We start from the raw sequence: 15,963 nt of genomic DNA, 5'->3' as shown, positions 1-15,963 counted from the left end.
ATGATTCATGAAACAGCTCAGATTCACCCGACATCAGTCATTGAAGATGGTGCAGTCGTTGGCGCAAATGTAAAAATTGGGCCATTTTGTTATGTCGATGCCAAAGTTGAAATCGGTGAAGGTACAGAGTTGCTTTCTCATGTGGTTGTGAAAGGCCCGACAACGATTGGTAAAGATAATCGTATTTTCCAGTTTGCTTCTATTGGTGAAGATTGTCAGGATTTGAAGTTCCGCGGTGAAGACACCCGGTTAATTATCGGTGATCGCAATATGATCCGGGAAAGTGTGACAATGCACCGGGGAACGGTTCAGGATCAGGGAATTACGCAGGTTGGAAATGACAATCTGTTTATGATTAATGCGCATGTTGCTCATGATTGTGTTGTGGGTGATAAGTGTATTTTTGCGAATAATGCGACCTTAGCCGGTCATGTCACAGTTGGTGATTACGCTATAGTCGGTGGAATGGCGGCGGTTCATCAATTCTGTAACATTGGTGAGCATGCGATGCTGGGGGGCGGCTCGATTGTCGTACAGGATGTGCCGCCATATATTATGGCTCAGGGAAATCATTGCACGCCATTTGGTGTCAATATTGAGGGTTTGAAACGCCGCGGATTTGAAAAAGCTGAAATTCACGCAATTCGTAGAGCTTATAAAGCGCTTTACAGAAGTGGTCTGACACTTGATAAAGCAAAAGCTGAAATTGAAAAAGAAGCTGATGCTAACCCGGCTGTAAAAGCATTTCTGTCTTTCTTTGACAAATCGACCCGTGGCATTATTCGCTGAAAAATGACACACCTGGATGAAAGATCGTTATTTTAAATAGCGATCTTTTTTATTTGTACTGTGCTTTAAAATTTTAGTCGCTGTACATGCATCGGTTGCTGACACATGATGAGGAAGCTAATGGATAATGAGCAAAAGAAACCGCTGAAAATTGGAATTCTGGCCGGAGAGCTGTCTGGTGATACCTTAGGTGAAGGATTAATCAAAGCAATTAAGCAGCATATACCTGATGCTCAGTTTGTTGGTATTGGCGGCCCGAAAATGAAAGCGCAGGGGTGTGAGTCTCTGTTTGATATTGAAGAACTGGCTGTGATGGGGATTGTCGAGGTGCTGGGACGCCTGCCCCGTTTATTCAAGGTAAAAGCACAGCTGGTTGAATATTTTACAACGCATCGCCCTGATATCTTTATTGGTATTGATGCGCCGGATTTTAATCTTCGTCTGGAGCATGATCTGAAATCAGCCGGTATTCCGACTGTTCATTATGTGAGTCCTTCTGTCTGGGCCTGGCGCCAGAAGAGAATTCACAAAATTGCCCGGGCTACCGATTTGGTGCTGGCATTTCTTCCTTTTGAAAAAGAATTTTATGATCGATTTAATGTTCCTTGCGAATTTGTTGGTCATACGCTGGCTGATGCGATTCCATTGCATTCTGATAAACAGGAAGCCCGGGATTCGCTCAATCTGGATGATACCAAACGTTGGCTGGCTGTTCTTCCGGGGAGTCGTGGCAGTGAGCTTGAGAAAATAGCGCCGTCTTTTATTGAAACCTGTCAGCGGTTACACAAGTGCTATCCTGAATTAGGATTTGTTGTTGCTGTTGTGAATGATAAAAGAAAGCAACAATTTGAAGCTTTATGGCAACAGATGGCACCTGAACTCGATTTTATTCTGGTTCAGGATACAGCAAGGCATGTGATTGCTGCATCTGATGCAGTGATGCTGGCTTCCGGGACAGTAGCTCTGGAATGTATGCTGGTTAACCGGCCTATGGTGGTGGGTTATCGGGTGAATAAGCTGACTGCTCTGATTGCTAAATGTCTGGTAAAAACAAAATTTGTTTCTTTGCCAAATATTCTGGCCGGTGAAGAAATCGTCAAAGAATTTTTACTGGAAGCATGTAACCCGGATAATCTTTATCAGGAGGTTTCTCGTCTTCTGGATAGTGATAATCATGCAATGCTGACGAGTTTTACACAGATGCACACATTGATCCGTAAAAATGCAGATGAGCGGGCAGCAGAGGCTGTACTGAAGTTAATCGGGAGACTCGATGAAGAATAAAACGGAATATGAACCTTTTGATTATCCTCTGGGGTATCAGGTTTTTGCCGGTGTTGATGAAGTTGGGCGGGGGCCTCTGGTTGGCGATGTCGTCACCGCTGCTGTGATATTAGATCCAAACCAGCCAATCTCAGGATTGACGGACTCAAAAAAAATATCAGACAAGAAACGCCAGGCCCTTTTCCCTGAAATTCAGCAAAAAGCGATAGCCTGGTCTGTCGGCCGCTGTAGTCCACGGGAAATCGATCATCTTAATATTTTACAGGCGACGATGGTGGCAATGCAGAGAGCCGTTGAAGGATTGAATATCAAGCCGGAATTTGTGCTGGTTGATGGGAATCGTCTTCCTGAATTATCTGTACCTGCGCAGGCGGTCGTTAAAGGAGATCTGCGGGTCGCTGAAATTAGTGCGGCTTCGATTTTAGCGAAAGTGATTCGGGATCACGAAATGGATGAGCTTGATCAGCTGTATCCTGAGTACGGGTTTGCACAACATAAAGGTTATCCGACGAAAGCGCATTTTGCGGCCATTGAGAAACATGGTGTGATTGAGCAGCATCGCAAAAGTTTTAAGCCTGTTGCCCGGGTTTTAGCTCAAAGGCAACCTTCACAAGATCAAAACTGAGCATCCGGAGATGACTTGCGGTTATAATTCCGTAAAATACACCCTTAGTTTATTTTCTTCCACCAGGATTTCATTGCATGTCAGACCCCAAATTTATTCACCTTAGAGTTCATAGTGATTTCTCTATGGTCGATGGTTTGTCTAAAGTGCCGCCTTTGGTAAAAAAGGTTGCCGAAATGGGGATGCCTGCAATGGCGTTGACCGACTTTACGAACCTTTGTGGGTTAGTGAAGTATTACAGTACCGCACATAATTGTGGAATTAAGCCGGTTATCGGTGCTGATTTTACCCTCCAGTCTGAGGAGTTTGGGGAAGAATTAACCCGAATTACTCTGTTGGCTGCCAATAATGAAGGTTATAAAAATTTGACCCTGCTGATATCGGAAGCTTATCAGCGTGGCAATGTGCAGCACCAACCTGTGATTGATAAATCATGGCTGGAGAGACATGCATCCGGACTGATTGTTTTATCGGGTGGGAAAGATGGTGAAATCGGGCGTGCTTTATTAAAAGGCAACAAGGCACTGGTTGAGCAGGAAGTTCAGTTTTATCAGACGCATTTCCCGGACCGGTTTTATCTTGAGCTGACCCGGACCGGCCGGCCGGATGAAGAAACTTATCTGCATTTTGCCGTTGAGCTGGCTGAAAAAGCCGGATTACCTGTTGTCGCAACCAATGATGTTGTATTTCTCGATAAAGAACTGTTTGAAGCGCATGAAATCCGGGTTGCGATTCATGATGGTTACACACTGGAAGATCCCCGCCGCCCGAAAAATTACAGTGAACAGCAGTATCTCCGTTCTGAGTCAGAAATGTGCGAGTTGTTCCGCGATCTTCCAGAGGCGCTGGCAAACAGTGTAGAGATCGCAAAGCGGTGTAACGTGACCGTCCGTCTGGGGGAATACTTCCTGCCCAACTTCCCGACAGAAGGGATGAAAATTGAAGACTTTCTGATTAAAAAGTCTCAGGAAGGTTTAGAAGAACGTCTTGAGTTTTTATTTCCTGAGCCTGAGGTTCGTCAGGAAAAACGTCCTGAATATGATGAGCGTTTGCAGATTGAGCTGGATGTGATTAACCAGATGGGATTCCCCGGATACTTTCTGATCGTAATGGAGTTTATCCAGTGGTCCAAAGATAATGATATTCCCGTCGGTCCCGGACGAGGGTCTGGTGCCGGCTCTCTGGTGGCATACGCACTGAAAATCACTGATCTTGACCCGTTAGAATATGATTTGCTGTTTGAACGTTTCCTGAACCCGGAGCGGGTATCCATGCCGGACTTTGATGTCGACTTTTGTATGGATAAACGGGATCAGGTGATTGATCATGTGGCCGAAATGTATGGCCGGGATGCTGTCTCCCAGATCATTACCTTCGGAACGATGGCAGCCAAGGCTGTTATCCGGGATGTGGGCCGGGTATTAGGACATCCTTTTGGGTTCGTTGATCGTATTTCAAAACTGGTCCCGCCCGATCCGGGAATGACGCTTGAAAAAGCCTTTAAAGCAGAGCCAGCATTACAGGAACTTTACGATACGGATGAGGAAGTAAAGGAACTGATTGATAAATGCCGGATTTTGGAAGGATGTACCCGAAATGCCGGTAAGCATGCTGGTGGCGTGGTTATTTCTCCGACCGCAATTACTGACTTTGCTCCCATCTATTGTGATCCTGAAGGTCATCATCCGGTCACTCAGTTTGATAAAAATGATGTAGAAACAGCCGGTTTGGTCAAGTTTGACTTTTTGGGCCTCCGGACACTGACCATTATTGACTGGGCACTTGGGCTGATTAATCCCCGGCGGGAGAAATCAGGTGAAGTGCCTTTGCGGATTGAATCGATTCCATTAGATGATGCTGCTTCTTTCCGGGTACTGCAAAATTCTGAAACAACCGCGGTGTTCCAGCTTGAATCAAGAGGGATGAAAGACCTGATCAAGCGACTGCAGCCGGACTGCTTTGAAGATATTGTCGCTTTGGTGGCATTGTTCCGTCCGGGACCGCTTCAGTCAGGCATGGTTGATAACTTTATTGACCGGAAACATGGCCGGGAGCCGATCTCTTATCCGGATGAAAAATGGCAGCACGAATCCCTGAAAGAGATTCTTGACCCGACCTACGGGATCATCCTGTATCAGGAGCAGGTCATGCAGATTGCTCAGGTACTGGCGGGATATACCCTGGGCGGTGCGGATATGCTCCGCCGGGCGATGGGTAAGAAAAAGCCGGAAGAGATGGCCAAGCAGCGGGCTGTTTTCGAAGAAGGTTCGATTAAGAACGGCGTTGACGGCGAACTGTCGATGAAGATCTTCGATCTGGTAGAGAAGTTTGCAGGTTACGGCTTTAACAAATCTCACTCTGCTGCTTATGCTTTGGTTTCTTATCAGACATTGTGGCTGAAAACGCATTATCCGGCTGAGTTTATGGCGGCGGTTATGACTGCTGATATGGACAATACAGAGAAGGTTGTCGGACTGGTCGATGAGTGTATCCGGATGAACCTGAAGGTATCACCGCCTGATATCAATGTTGGTCTGTATCGTTTTAATGTTGATGAGAACGGTTCTATTGTATACGGTATTGGTGCGATTAAAGGTGTGGGGGAAGGGCCGATTGATGCCATACTGGAAGCGCGTCATGCCGGTGGTCACTTTAAGGACTTGTTTGATTTTTGTGCCCGTGTTGACTTAAAACGCGTGAATAAGCGGGTAATTGAAAAATTAATTTATGCTGGTGCGTTAGATCGGTTGGGTCCTCACCGAGCTGCAATGATGGCTTCTCTGGATGATGCTGTGAAAGCTGCCAGTCAGCATAAACAGGCGGAGTCATTTGGTCAGACGGATATGTTTGGCGTTTTGACTGAAGCGCCGGAAGCTGTGGAACAGAGATATACGCAGGTCTCCCCATGGCCGGAAAAGGTCTGGCTTGAAGGGGAGCGTGAAACACTGGGGCTGTATTTAACCGGACACCCGGTGAATGCATATCTGAAGGAACTGAACCATTATATTGATTGTCGGTTAAAAGATGTTGCGCCAACCAGGCGGGATCAGTCGCTAATGGTCGCCGGATTAGTGATCTCAGCTAAGGTGATGACAACGAAGCGCGGTAACAGAATTGGAATTTTAACCCTGGATGATCGGTCCGGACGTCTGGATGCTATGTTGTTTTCTGATGCCCTTGAAAGGTATGCTGACTTACTGGAAAAAGACAAAATTGTGGTTTTAAGCGGACAGGTCAGCTTTGATGACTTCAACGGCGGATTTAAAATGACTGTTCGTGAAATGATGGACTTAGATACTGTCAGAGAAAAGTATGCGAAAAGTTTATCTCTGTCCATAGAGCAGGCCCAGGTTGATGAAGCGTTTTTTGAGCGTTTTACCCATATACTGGAACCATACAGAGCCGGGAGTGTGCCCGTACATATTTATTATCAACGCTCCGATGCCAGAGGCAGGCTAACACTGGGTACTGAATGGCGTATCACCCCAAATGATACATTATTAGACGAATTAACACAGTTACTTGGCTCCGGTCAGGTAGAACTGGAATTTAACTAAAATTCAGCTTTTTATGAAAAGTTGAATCAAGAAGGATCAGTAAATGAGCCCGAATTTTCTAGAATTTGAAAAGCCCATCGTTGAACTTGAAGCCAAAATTGAAGCTTTACGTGACGTTTCCCGCCACGGTAATTCTTCGGTAGATTTGGATAAAGAAATCGAACAACTGGAAAAGAAAAGCCTTGAGCTGAAAAAGAAAATTTTCAGCGATCTTGGCGCATGGCAGGTCGCTCAGCTGGCCCGTCATCCTCAACGTCCATATACACTGGATTATATTCAGCATATTTTCACTGATTTTGATGAGCTGGCAGGTGATCGTGCTTTTGCTGATGATAAAGCGATCGTTGCTGGTATTGCACGCTTAGATGGCCGCCCGGTGATGGTGATTGGTCACCAGAAAGGTCGTGAGACCCGGGATAAAGTGATTCGGAACTTTGGTATGCCGAAGCCTGAAGGTTATCGTAAAGCATTGCGTCTGATGGAAATGGCAGAACGATTTAATATGCCTGTCATTACATTTATTGATACAGCCGGTGCGTATCCGGGCGTGGGAGCAGAAGAAAGAGGGCAGTCAGAAGCCATCGCGACAAACCTCAAAGTGATGTCAGGATTGAAAGTGCCGATTATATGTAATGTGATCGGTGAAGGTGGTTCTGGTGGTGCACTGGCGATTGGTGTTGGCGATTTCGTCAATATGCTGCAATATTCTACTTATGCGGTCATCTCTCCTGAGGGGTGTGCGTCGATTCTCTGGCGTGATTCAAATAAAGCCCCTCAGGCCGCTGAAGCGATGGGCCTGACAGCTACGCGCCTGAAAGAGCTTGAATTAATCGATGAAGTAATTGAAGAACCATTAGGTGGTGCGCACCGACAGCCGGAACTGATGTCTCAAAATATTAAGGAGACGTTACTCAAGCAACTGGCTGATATTGAAAATATGGATTCAGATTCATTGTTAGATCGCCGTTACCATCGTTTGATGAGCTATGGATACTGCTGATCATCAATTGTTTTTTATTGCAGGTTATCAGAGGGAAGCAGTTGCTTCCCTCTTTCATTCCGGGACCGGAATCGATTACGATAAATCTGGTTATTCGCATATGAATTGAAATGAGTCGTTATGTCCTCTGTTTATGAACAATTTTCCCGGGTTTTGCACTGTAACAGTAGCGAACAATCTCGTCTTGTCCTGGCTTTGAGTGGCGGCATAGATTCCCGGGTGATGTTGCATCTGTTGTCACGCTTTATCCGGGAAACAGGCCGGGAAGCCGCAGCGGTCCATATTCACCATGGTTTGAGCGCTCATGCCGACTTGTGGGCGGAACAATGCCGACAGTGGTGTAAAGATGTTGGCATACCTTTTCAGTTGCATCCGGTCTCACTGGACAGACATGCGAAAGGCGGGCTTGAATCGATAGCCCGTCAGGCCCGATATGAGGCATTGCAGCACTATGTTGGGGCAAATGATGTCCTGCTGACAGGGCAGCATAGCTATGATCAGGTAGAAACTTTTTTGCTGGCTTTGAAGCGGGGCAGCGGACCTAAAGGACTGTCATCGATGGGAGAAGTCGCTGAATTCGGTGCAGGAAAATTGCTTCGCCCACTATTGAAACTATCCCGGCCTGAAATAGAAGCATTTGCTGAGCGCTATCAGCTGGATTGGGTTGAAGATGAAAGTAATCAGGATATTCACTTTGACCGGAATTTTATCCGTCACAAAATTTCGCCGGTTTTGATGCAGCGCTGGCCTGAACTGCCAGCTGCGGTTCAGCGAAGTGCAGAGTTGTGTGCGGAACAGGAAGCATTGCTTGATGAGTTATTAGAACAACAGCTTGATTTCGCAATGCTTTCTGATGGCAGTCTGTCTGTTTCTGTATTGCTGTCATTCAGTGAAGCCGTTTGCAGACGAGTGTTGCGAATGTGGCTGAGTCGTTGTGATGTTTTGATGCCTTCCCGTCTTCAGTTACTGGCGCTTTATCATCAGGTGATACAGGCAAAAGAGGATGCAGATCCGCATTTAAATTTAGGTCATCGTACGATTCGGCGTTTTGCCGGGAAACTTTATTGTGTCTCTCCAGTGGAAGATGTATCGGAATGGCAGCAGGATATTTCATTCAATCAGTCGCTTGAACTACCGGATCAATTAGGTTTGATCACACTCAGGGAGTGTGATGAAGGTGCGTTGAGCAGAGAAAAGCTGGTAGGGATGTCTCTGAAAATCAGCTTTAATCCTCAGGGGTTGTCTGCTTGTCCGGTTGGGCGGTGCGGAAGCACGAAGTTAAAAAAACTTTTTCAGGAATACCGGGTACCTGTATGGCAGCGACGTCGGATGCCGATATTAATGGCCGGAGAGCAGGTTGTTGCAATTGCCCGGTTGTTTGTTGACCGGGATTTTACCGGATCAGGTTGTGATCTTATCTGGAAAACAGATAGGATATGAGTATGATTGTCGGTTATTAGCTTCTTTCCCAATCACTTTTATCCGGTGATTATTGCGGAGTGAAGCATTTTTTGGCTTGATGATTGCTTGGGGTTTATTGAATGTTTTTGTCCGGTGACGGATAATGCAGACAAGTGATACAGTTTAAGGGATGAACATGAAAAAAATAGAAGCGATTATTAAACCGTTTAAGCTTGATGATGTTCGTGAAGCGCTTGCCGATGTTGGAATCACAGGTATGACGGTTTCAGAAGTCAAAGGATTTGGGCGTCAGAAAGGGCATACTGAGCTTTATCGGGGAGCTGAGTACATGGTTGATTTTCTTCCGAAAGTGAAGCTTGAAATTGTGGTTTCCAGTGATGTCGTTGAACAATGCGTTGATGCAATTATTGAAACGGCTCAAACCGGCAAAATTGGTGATGGAAAAATATTTCTTACCGATGTTGAACGCGTAGTCCGGATCCGGACAGGCGAAGAAGATGATGATGCAATCTAGTCAGAGATAACGATAAGGAGCCGAATGGCTCCTTTCTTTATTACCAATGTGTATAACAAATTAAAAATATGTGAATCCAATGGCGTCATCTGGTTTAAATAAAAAGAAACTCATCTATCTCATCCTGGCGTTAATTTTAGTGAGCGGGGGTGTTCTTGATTATATTTTTGATGTTCCCGCTGCACCGGAAGTTGTTCTCTTAAAGCGCTCTTCAGAGATTGGCGAACAGCCAGACATGATGATTTCACGGTCATGCAGCCAGTTAACTGATGGCTCTTCTCCGGTTGATGAACAGGGAAACCTGAACGTCCTTGTCTGGAATATATATAAAGAGAACCGCTCTGACTGGTCTCAGGCGTTAAGTCATTTCAGTCAGGATAAACAACTGGTGTTGTTACAGGAATCGAGTTTGTCACCCGGGTTTCAGTCCTGGCTGAAAGATAACCCCCGCTGGCAGGCTGTTCAGGCGCATGCTTTTTCATTATTTGATAAGGGAATGGGCGTGATGACTCTTTCTGGTTATTTACCACTTTCTTCCTGTGCTTATCTGGAAATGGAGCCATGGATTCGTTTACCCAAATCAGCTTTACTTTCTTATTATCCTTTATCTGATCAGCAAACGCTTGCCGTTGTAAATATCCATTCCGTGAACTTTACTCTCGGAATTAAATCGTATCAGGAGCAGCTTGAACAATTAGCGGGGAAAGTTAAATCACACATTGGTCCGGTGATATTTGCCGGAGATTTTAATAGCTGGAGTGAAGACAGAATTATTTCGCTACAACGTGTGATGTCCGGGCTCTCTATGTCCGAGGTGACTTACCCGTCTCCGGACAGCCGTAAACAATTTGATGGTTATCCGCTTGACCACTTATTTTACCGGGGATTGACCCTGAATCAGGCCGGAGTGCCGGAAACATCTGCTTCTGATCACAACCCGATCCAGGTTTCATTTTCTTTAGAGGCAAGCCAATAGATTTTGGGACTTATGTACTGACCTTAGTAACATCAACAAATAGCTTCAGTTTTCGGCCCGGATGAATGTATTTTTCTTTGGTCAGATCATTCCATTTGATAATGTCTGACGTTTTAATTCTGAATTTACTGGCAATGCCACTGAGTGTATCCCCGGAACGCACCTGGTAATACAGAGGGCGGATAATTGCGCCACGGGTTGATTTTTTCCATATCACGAGTTTTTTGCCGGTTTTTAGTGGATCTTTCGGACTCATTCCATTCCACTTTGCCAGAGATGTATGTGATATCTTGTATTTTCCGGCAATGCTCCACAGACTCTCACCGGAACGAACAGTATGCATCATACGATACTGGCCCCGGCGTTTAGACTGAATCTTTTTAATCCGGTTATTCAGGCTCAGAACATATGTATCTTTACCTTTTGCTGAGGTGGGGATCATCAGGTATTGTCCGGCTCTGATTAAATTACCGGATAAGCCATTCACATTCTGAATGATCTGACGGGTTGTCTTATATTTTCGGGCAATGGTACTCAGTGTGTCACCCGAATGTACTTTGTAATGAATCAGTTTGATTCCTTTGCCCCGGTTCCGGTCAAGAGAATGATTAAAGTGATTCACTTTATCGATTGGAAGCAATAAGTTATATGGCCCGTCCGGTGCCGTTGCCCATTGATTATAAGCCGGATTATAACTCTGAAGCTCCTTGACACTGATATCGGCATATTGTGCTGCGACAGCCAGATCCAGTTGCTCCTTTGGGTTCACCTGTTGAAGGAATGGTTTATTTGCAATTTGCGGAATTTTTAAACCATATTTTTCCCGGTTGTTCATGACATCAACGAGGGCAAGCAACTTAGGGACATAACTACTGGTTTCTTTTGGCAAATCCAGTGAGAAGAAATCTGTCGGTTTTCCTTTCTTTTTATTTTTCCTGATAGCCCGGTCAACCCTGCCACTGCCACTATTGTAGGCGGCAATCGCATGGAACCAGTCACCTTTGAATTTTCTGTTCAGATAAGTCAGATAATTGAGTGCGGCATCTGTTGCAGCATTGACATCTCTTCTGCCGTCATACCAGAAATTTTGCTGCAGGCCGTAAGTTTTTCCTGTTGAAGGTACAAATTGCCATAGTCCGGCAGCACGGCCATGTGAGTAAGCAAACGCATCAAAAGAACTTTCGACCACTGGAAGTAAAGCTAATTCCAGCGGGAGATTACGCTGCTCTATCTTCTTTGTTATGAGGTATAAAAACGGTGTTGCTCTTTGGGCGACAGTGACAAGGTGCCGGGGATGTTTCAGGTACCAGTCACGATAACGCTTTACTGACTTTTTCTGTGGAATAGGAAGCGAGAACTGCATGCTGATTCTTTGCCATAAATCGGACTGATCCTGAGGTAAAGAATATGACGCAACAGTAACAGACTGTGGTTGAGGCGTGATGATCGCGACTTCATTTTCAGATGGAGTTGCAGGCGTTTGCACCGTTTTATCCGGCACATCTTCAGCCGTCTGATGACTTGTTTGTGTTGTCTGGCATCCTGCCAGCAGGAGTAATAGTACCCCGAAAATATGATTTCTCATAAAATTGATACAGTTCTTTATCCAGTGGCCTGTGATGATACTTGCTGGAACATCAGAATGACAAGGATCAAATCGTTAAAATTCATTTTTCCACTCTCTGAGTGCGGCAAAGACGGAGAGTGGGTCATGATTAGAGGTCCGGTCAGACACAGATTTGATCACTTCCGGTTGAGAAGGCCGCAAAAACGGATTGATTTTCAGCTCCCGGCCAATTGTTGAGGGCAGGGTTGGCTGGTTGTTTGCTCTGAGCCTGTTAACCTGCTCGCGGTAGTGTTGTAAATCCTTATTTTCAGGTTCGACAGCCAGTGCAAAAGCGAGATTAGCTGCAGTATATTCATGGGCACAATAGACTTTGGTTTCTTCCGGTAAAGCCATTAATTTTTGTAGTGATAACCACATATCTTCATATGATCCTTCAAATACGCGGCCACATCCGGCTGAAAAAAGTGTATCGCCACAAAACAGGATGCCCTGATGATAATAGCCGATATGCCCAAGGGTGTGACCTTTTAAGCTGAGAATATCAAAGGTATGTCCGAATATTTCGATTTGCTCTGCATCCCTGACCGGGTGAGTCATTGATGGAATAGCTTCATCGGCCGGAGCAACAACATTTAACCGGGGAAAATGCCTGATGAGATCGGATATACCACCGGTATGGTCTGCATGATGGTGAGTAATCAGTATGGCATCCAGTGTGAGCTGATGTGTCTGAAGATAAGATAAAACGACCTGAGCGTCACCGGGATCAACAACAACACAATGCTGTTCCTGATTTTGAATGAGCCAGATGTAATTATCTCTAAATGCAGGTATGCTTTTGATGTTTAACATGAGTTTCTCCATTCATCTTGCACGTTATTATCACGGAGCTGTCATGGAACCAGCGCGTAGTCAAAAGAAAATTGAAAAACCCTACTCATGGGACCAGCTGAAAAATGGTTTATGGGTCCGTGATTCCATCCAGACGCGTCTGGATGAGTGGTGGCCAAAATTATTTGGTTACCATATGCTAAAGCTCGGTGGCCTGAGCTGTGAGATTGCCAGTTGTAACTCTAATATTCAACATCAAGTGCATTTAGATATAGAAAATAAGTTGCACACTGTGATAGCAGATGGTTATGACTTACCGTTTATGGAAAAAAGTATTGATATGGTCCTGTTGGCGCATCAACTGGATTATTGCAATGATCCACACCGGATGCTTCGTGAAGTTGACCGGGTATTGGTCGATGATGGGTATATCGTGATTACCGGATTTAATCCCCTCAGTCTGGTTGGCTGTACCAGCTTACTGCCATGGCGGAAAAAGTATTTTCCGTGGAGTGGCAGGATGTTTACGTCCAACCGGATTGCTGACTGGCTGGGTGTGCTGAATTATCAGGTGATAGAGTGTGATAAATACGGACTGTTTCCGGTCCAAAACTGCCGGGCTTTCTGGACATGGCTGGAAAATAATACTGGTGGGTGTGTCCGTTCTTTCAGCAGCCTGTATTTTATTGTCGCAAGAAAAAGAACTTATCCTCTACAGCCAATTAAGCCCCACTGGCGTTTAAAACGTCCTTTAAGTCCGGTTCGTCTCAATTACCGGACTTCTACTGAACAACAGGGTAATGACAGTCTGATTTAACCTGGCTGATATCCAGTATCCTCCTGTGTCGGACTTTCAGCTGCTGTTCGTGCCAGTTCGTCGCAGAGTTCATTTTCTCTGTGTCCCGCATGACCTTTGACCCAGTGCCAGTCTATCTGGTGTTTTTGAGCTTCCTGATCAAGCGCCTGCCATAAATCAGCATTTTTAACCGCTTTTTTATCGGCCGTTTTCCATCCTCTTTTTTTCCAGTTATGTATCCATTGCGTGATTCCCTGACGGACATATTGACTGTCAGTCGTCAATGCTACACAGCATGGTTCTTTCAGAGATTGAAGTGCTACAACCGCTGCCATCATCTCCATCCGGTTATTGGTGGTGAGCCGGAAGCCCTGAGATAGTGTTTTTTCAACTTGTTTATAGCGTAATACGATACCGTATCCGCCCGGTCCCGGATTTCCCAGACAGGATCCGTCAGTGAAAATTTCTACCTGCTTCGTCATGATTTGTTACTATAGAGTGAGTGATTGATTCAACATAGTCTGACACAGTTATCCCTATGAATACTAGCCCTGTAACAAATGACAATGATTCCGGAACTCACAGAATCATTGTCCTCGATACCGAAACAACCGGTATGAATCGCGAAGGTGGACCACATTATGAAGGCCACCGGATTATCGAAATTGGCGCTGTTGAGATTATTAACCGAAAATTAACGGGCAGGCATTTTCATGTGTATCTGAAACCTGACCGGGAAATTCAGTCCGAAGCGATTGAAGTCCATGGGATTACCGATGAATTTTTGGTGGATAAACCTGAATATCGTGATGTTCATCATTCTTTTCTGGAGTTTATGAAAGGCGCTGAGCTAGTTGCACATAATGCCCCCTTTGATACCGGATTTATTGATTATGAATTTTCAAAATTAAATTCCGGAGCCGGCCTGATTTCAGATTATTGTCAGATCACAGATACGCTGGCAATGGCGAAGAAGATTTTTCCGGGTAAGCGGAATAACCTTGATGTGTTGTGTGACAGATACGGTATTGATAACTCGCACCGGACACTCCACGGCGCTTTGCTCGATGCTGAGATTTTGGCAGATGTTTATTTGCTCATGACCGGCGGGCAGACATCGCTCGAATTTTCAGCAGGTCAGAATATGGGGGAAGGCGCAGATTCTGTCAGACGGGTGGTTTCCGGACGAAAAACATTAAAGGTTTTGCAGGCTACTGCCGATGAATTACAAGCACATCAGGAAAGATTAGATTTAGTTGAAAAAAGTGGTACTTGTTTGTGGCGCCAGTAGGAGAGTGGAATATATGTTGCGGATTTTAATCATCATTATCGGACTTGTCGCGAGTCTTGGAAGTTATGCTGCAACTCAATCTTCAATGTCGCTACTGGATAACCGCTTTCGGGTTGATCCCACTATTTCTCAGATTAACTTTGTCATCTATCGCTCGAAGCCATCCCGACCGGTAGTTTTAGTTCGTCCTGATGGGGTGAAATATTATTCTTCCCGTCATCCTGATAATGTGAAATGGTATCAGGAGCCGGCAATGGATATTGTATCGATCGAACACCCCATGCCCGGTCCGTGGCAGGCTATCGGTAAAGTCACGCCCAAGAATAATGTCCAGTTGATATCAAATCTGAAATTAACAGCCTCAATGTTACCCGTCAGAATTTTTCATAATGAAGTGATGAAATTTACAGCACGGCTAACCTCTGATGATAAGCCATTAAAATTACGGGATTTTCTGGAGCGGGTTAAATTACGGGTGACTTTCACTAAGTATGTGGAAAATGAAGATCAGCTGGTTAAAGAAGCCCGCCCGATTCCTGATGTCGTCGGAGAATTTGCTGATGATGGTCGTGGTCTGGATGAGAAAGCCGGAGATGGTGTTTTTACCGTGAAGCTGAATATTACCCCTGAGCCCGGAAAATATCGTGTCAGAATCACATCAGGTAATGGTGTTTTTCTTCGTGCTCAGGAGCAGGAAGTGTTAGTTTATCCGACGCCTTTTACCACATCATTTATTCAGTCCCGTATCACCGGGCAACCGCATCAGATTATTTTTACCGGCCTTGCCGGGACTATTACTCCCGGCTCTTTAATTGCGCATGTGGAACAAAGGAATCAATATGATGATGTCTACTATGCTGAAGGCAGTACAGGGGAGCAGGGACAGACGATAAAACTGATGATTCCGAATACAGGTGCAATTGGTAACTATAAGTGGAACGGAGAAGTTTACGGGACCGATTTTGCGTCTAAACGTCAACTGGCCTTTGCTGTGCCGTTGCATACATACAGTGTGGTTGAAGAGCTGGATTTAGTGAAGACCCGCTTATTGCAGGAAAAAGCCAAGCAAGAGCAGCTGCGTAAAGAACGGGAAGCTGCATTGCTGGAGCACCGGGAAAAATCCCGGATTATGAAGATGATTTATATTGGTGTTGGTAATGTGATCGTGATTATCATCGGATTGATCGGCTGGTTATTCTATCGTAAGCATCAGGCGAAGAAGGCGCTTCAGCCGAAACTGCAGTTAAATATGCCTAAGAAATAACCCGGCGTTCGGCATAAGTTGTCTCCTGTGTTTTTATCGCAGGAGAC

14 protein-coding genes are annotated in these 15,963 nt (G+C 45.3%); 11 read left to right on the top strand and 3 right to left on the bottom strand.

Going from position 1 to position 15,963, the window contains the following annotated elements; translation table 11 throughout:
* The 8 genes from lpxA to OC443_RS15280 all read left to right on the top strand — a co-directional run bounded on the left by lpxA (position 1) and on the right by OC443_RS15280 (position 10,167).
* Positions 1-789, top strand: a complete 789-nt coding sequence (gene lpxA / locus OC443_RS15315; protein WP_073586019.1) for an acyl-ACP--UDP-N-acetylglucosamine O-acyltransferase — start codon at positions 1-3, stop codon at positions 787-789.
* Between the two features lie 120 nt (positions 790-909).
* On the top strand, positions 910-2,073 hold the full coding sequence (lpxB, locus tag OC443_RS15310; RefSeq protein WP_073586018.1) for a lipid-A-disaccharide synthase: 1,164 nt from the start codon (positions 910-912) through the stop codon (positions 2,071-2,073).
* The gene (rnhB, locus tag OC443_RS15305) at positions 2,063-2,698 is read left to right on the top strand and encodes a ribonuclease HII (protein WP_073586017.1); all 636 of its coding nucleotides are present in this window, start codon (positions 2,063-2,065) and stop codon (positions 2,696-2,698) included. Before lpxB ends, rnhB begins: the two co-directional genes overlap by 11 nt.
* Positions 2,699-2,775: 77 nt before the next feature.
* A complete protein-coding gene (gene dnaE, locus OC443_RS15300; protein WP_073586016.1) occupies positions 2,776-6,255 on the top strand; it encodes a DNA polymerase III subunit alpha in 3,480 nt (1,159 codons plus the stop codon).
* Positions 6,256-6,298: 43 nt separating this feature from the next.
* A complete protein-coding gene (accA, locus tag OC443_RS15295) occupies positions 6,299-7,255 on the top strand; it encodes an acetyl-CoA carboxylase carboxyl transferase subunit alpha (protein WP_073586015.1) in 957 nt (318 codons plus the stop codon).
* 120 nt (positions 7,256-7,375) lie between these two features.
* The gene (gene tilS / locus OC443_RS15290; RefSeq protein ID WP_073586014.1) at positions 7,376-8,695 is read left to right on the top strand and encodes a tRNA lysidine(34) synthetase TilS; all 1,320 of its coding nucleotides are present in this window, start codon (positions 7,376-7,378) and stop codon (positions 8,693-8,695) included.
* 157 nt (positions 8,696-8,852) lie between these two features.
* Positions 8,853-9,191 carry a nitrogen regulatory protein P-II gene (gene glnB, locus OC443_RS15285; RefSeq protein ID WP_073586013.1) on the top strand — a complete coding sequence of 113 codons (339 nt, stop codon included), beginning with the start codon at positions 8,853-8,855 and terminating at the stop codon, positions 9,189-9,191.
* Between the two features lie 79 nt (positions 9,192-9,270).
* Positions 9,271-10,167, top strand: a complete 897-nt coding sequence (locus OC443_RS15280; protein ID WP_073586012.1) for an endonuclease/exonuclease/phosphatase family protein — start codon at positions 9,271-9,273, stop codon at positions 10,165-10,167.
* 10 nt (positions 10,168-10,177) lie between these two features.
* On the opposite strand, the gene OC443_RS15275 is transcribed toward OC443_RS15280, so the two are convergent.
* Together OC443_RS15275 and gloB are read right to left on the bottom strand one after the other, a co-directional pair.
* The gene (locus tag OC443_RS15275; RefSeq protein ID WP_073586011.1) at positions 10,178-11,752 is read right to left on the bottom strand and encodes a LysM peptidoglycan-binding domain-containing protein; all 1,575 of its coding nucleotides are present in this window, start codon (positions 11,750-11,752) and stop codon (positions 10,178-10,180) included.
* 75 nt (positions 11,753-11,827) lie between these two features.
* Positions 11,828-12,586: a hydroxyacylglutathione hydrolase gene (gene gloB, locus OC443_RS15270; protein ID WP_073586010.1), complete on the bottom strand. Its 759-nt coding sequence runs from the start codon at positions 12,584-12,586 to the stop codon at positions 11,828-11,830.
* A 43-nt stretch (positions 12,587-12,629) separates the two neighbouring features.
* On the opposite strand from gloB, the gene OC443_RS15265 reads away from it, so the two are divergent.
* Positions 12,630-13,382: a class I SAM-dependent methyltransferase gene (locus OC443_RS15265; RefSeq protein ID WP_073586031.1), complete on the top strand. Its 753-nt coding sequence runs from the start codon at positions 12,630-12,632 to the stop codon at positions 13,380-13,382.
* On the opposite strand, the gene rnhA is transcribed toward OC443_RS15265, so the two are convergent.
* Complete coding sequence (gene rnhA / locus OC443_RS15260) at positions 13,379-13,843, bottom strand: ribonuclease HI (RefSeq protein WP_073586009.1); 465 nt, start codon at positions 13,841-13,843, stop codon at positions 13,379-13,381. The two genes, OC443_RS15265 and rnhA, sit on opposite strands and share 4 nt — an antisense overlap.
* Before the next feature lie 56 nt (positions 13,844-13,899).
* Here rnhA and dnaQ point away from each other — a divergent pair, with 56 nt between their 5' ends.
* Together dnaQ and OC443_RS15250 are read left to right on the top strand one after the other, a co-directional pair.
* Complete coding sequence (dnaQ, locus tag OC443_RS15255; protein ID WP_073586008.1) at positions 13,900-14,652, top strand: DNA polymerase III subunit epsilon; 753 nt, start codon at positions 13,900-13,902, stop codon at positions 14,650-14,652.
* Positions 14,653-14,665: 13 nt separating this feature from the next.
* The gene (locus tag OC443_RS15250; protein ID WP_073586007.1) at positions 14,666-15,916 is read left to right on the top strand and encodes a TIGR03503 family protein; all 1,251 of its coding nucleotides are present in this window, start codon (positions 14,666-14,668) and stop codon (positions 15,914-15,916) included.
* Positions 15,917-15,963 lie beyond the last annotated feature (47 nt).

Source organism: Vibrio quintilis, assembly GCF_024529975.1.
Taxonomy (GTDB): Bacteria; Pseudomonadota; Gammaproteobacteria; order Enterobacterales; family Vibrionaceae; genus Vibrio; species Vibrio quintilis.
Note: the sequence above shows the minus strand (reverse complement) of the source record. Positions and strands in the feature narration are given on the sequence as shown.